The 2,023-nt window shown below is 57.2% G+C and carries 2 protein-coding genes and 1 pseudogene; 2 read left to right on the top strand and 1 reads right to left on the bottom strand.

Annotated elements, in window-relative coordinates; genetic code table 11:
- A pseudogene (locus PHAMO_RS19170) lies at positions 1 to 588 on the bottom strand (transposase); the annotation flags it as partial.
- A gap of 165 nt (positions 589 to 753) precedes the next feature.
- Between PHAMO_RS19170 and PHAMO_RS19625 the strand changes: the two are divergent.
- Together PHAMO_RS19625 and PHAMO_RS16305 are read left to right on the top strand one after the other, a co-directional pair.
- On the top strand, positions 754 to 1,311 hold the full coding sequence (locus PHAMO_RS19625; protein WP_155801854.1) for a hypothetical protein: 558 nt from the start codon (positions 754 to 756) through the stop codon (positions 1,309 to 1,311).
- Positions 1,280 to 2,023, top strand: a 744-nt coding sequence (locus PHAMO_RS16305; protein ID WP_040567693.1) for an IS66 family transposase, incomplete at its 3' end; no start/stop codon positions are given. The genes PHAMO_RS19625 and PHAMO_RS16305, both read left to right, overlap by 32 nt.

Here is a 2,023-nt window from a genome sequence, read left to right as displayed (position 1 = left end):
CGGGCTTGTCGCGTTTGAGCCGCTTCCGGGGCTTGATGCGCAGGTTCAGTTCCAACGCGCGATAAATCCGATAGACCCGTTTGTGGTTCCAGTCATGCCCCTGGATATTGCGCAGATACAGGAAGCAGAGGCCGAACCCCCAGGTCTTTCTGGCCTGGGTCAGCCCGATCAAAAGGTCGGCGATCTGCTCGTTCTCGTCGGAGAGCCTCGGGCTATAGCGATAGCACGTCTCGCTGAGCCCAAACGTCCGGCACGCCAACGCAATACTGATCCCTCGTCGCGCCACAGCTGTCTCGGCCATCTCCCGGCGCTGGGATGGCCGGGTTATTTTTTTCCGAGAGCCTCCTTCAGCAATTCGTTTTGCATGCTGAGCTCGGCGAACATCTTCTTCAGCCGCCGGTTCTCGTCCTCCAGCCCCTTCATCTCCGAGATCATCGAGGCGTCCATGCCGCCGTATTTCGCCCGCCATTTGTAGAACGTCGCGCTGCTCATCTGGTGCTCGCGGCACAGCGTCAGGACCGGGATACCCTCCTCCGCCTGACGCAGGATCCCCATGATCTGGGCGTCCGTGAACCGACTCTTCTTCATCCGAATCTCCTCGTTCGCAAAACCGAGAAAATTCTACGTCCGCATCCCCTTATTTCCAGGGGGGATTACCAAGATGGCATGCTTCTACGCCCCCGACAGGGATTTAAGGAATGCTTAGAGGAAGTGGCCTATCGAGAAAGGGCAGCCTTTAAATCTGGAAACGTTATGTTGACAAACCCCTATTGCCGAAAGCTGGCACAGCTTGTGGTAAATGATTTGTATGATTGTATTGGAGAAATAGGAGAAGGACAGATTCAAGCCGTTGGCATATTGAAGCCTGACTTATTCCTTAGATTTCGTCAGCTAGTTATTATTCAAGCTGCGTTCCATTCTAATAGCTTGGCGTTAATCTGGGAACATTCGTATGGAGTGGTGGTTAAACCCTACGCCTTGAATGAGGAACTGTGGGATTCACAGAAAGCCAAGGGATGTCTTATTCGTATTTGGTATCTATTGAGCCCAGAAGATAATTCTTCCAAGGTCAACTTACATCGAAACTGGCAAAGCGGGGAGAAGGATCAACATATCAATCCCGAGCAAGGAAGCTTTGATAGGGTGATAGACTGTGTAGCAAGGGAAGTAGCTAACTTTTTTAAAGGAGAGCCATATATCTGGAACGCTAATAACGTAATTGCTCACGGGGTTGGCAAAAGGGCTTGCGCCGAGGCGTGGAATATGGGTCAACCGATGAATGAAGTCTCCGATCCGCTACCGCCTGAGTGACGCCGATAAGGACGCCTTGCTGTTAGAGCAGGCGGCGTTGATCGAACGTCAGGCCGCCCGAATTGCCGAACTTGAAGCGGCGCTGGGCAAGCCGAAAAAGACCTCGTCGAATTCGCATTTTCCGCCGTCCAAGGACGGCCCCGGCCGGAAGAAAAGTTCGCCGCACGAGGACCGGTCCCGGAAACCGCGTCCGTCACGCCCCGGGGTATCGCGGCCATTGGCCGAGGACCCGGACAAAACCGAGCGCCGCCTGGTCGAGGTCTGCCCCCATTGCGGGATGCCGCTGTCGGCGGATCGGCAGCGGTGCCGTCACCGCTACGACCACATCGACCTCCCGGCGATCCGTCCGGTGGTGACCCGAATCGAACTGTTCGGCGGGCGCTGTGGCGGCTGTGGACGTCGTGCCCGGGCCGAGGCTCCGGAGGGGATGGCGCCAGGAACGCCGTTCGGACCGGGCGTCCGTTCCCTGCTTCTGTATCTCCACCACAGCCACCATGTCGGCTTCGAGCGGCTGTCGCGGATGATGAAGGATCTCTTCGGATTGGCGGTCTCGGAAGGTGCCATCGCCAATGCTTTCCGTCGGGTCCGGACCGGGCTGGACGAGGCGCGCGCGGCCATCAAGGCCAAATTGCTGACCGCCCGGGTGATCGCCTCGGATGAAACCACCACCCGGGTCGATGGCGTCACCCACTGGCAGTGGGTGTTTGTCTCG

Origin of the sequence: Magnetospirillum molischianum DSM 120, from assembly GCF_000294655.1 — a bacterium.
In the GTDB taxonomy this organism is placed as follows: Bacteria; Pseudomonadota; Alphaproteobacteria; order Rhodospirillales; family Magnetospirillaceae; genus Phaeospirillum; species Phaeospirillum molischianum.
The sequence above is the reverse complement of the archived record's forward strand: the minus strand, read 5'-3'. Positions and strand labels throughout refer to the sequence as shown.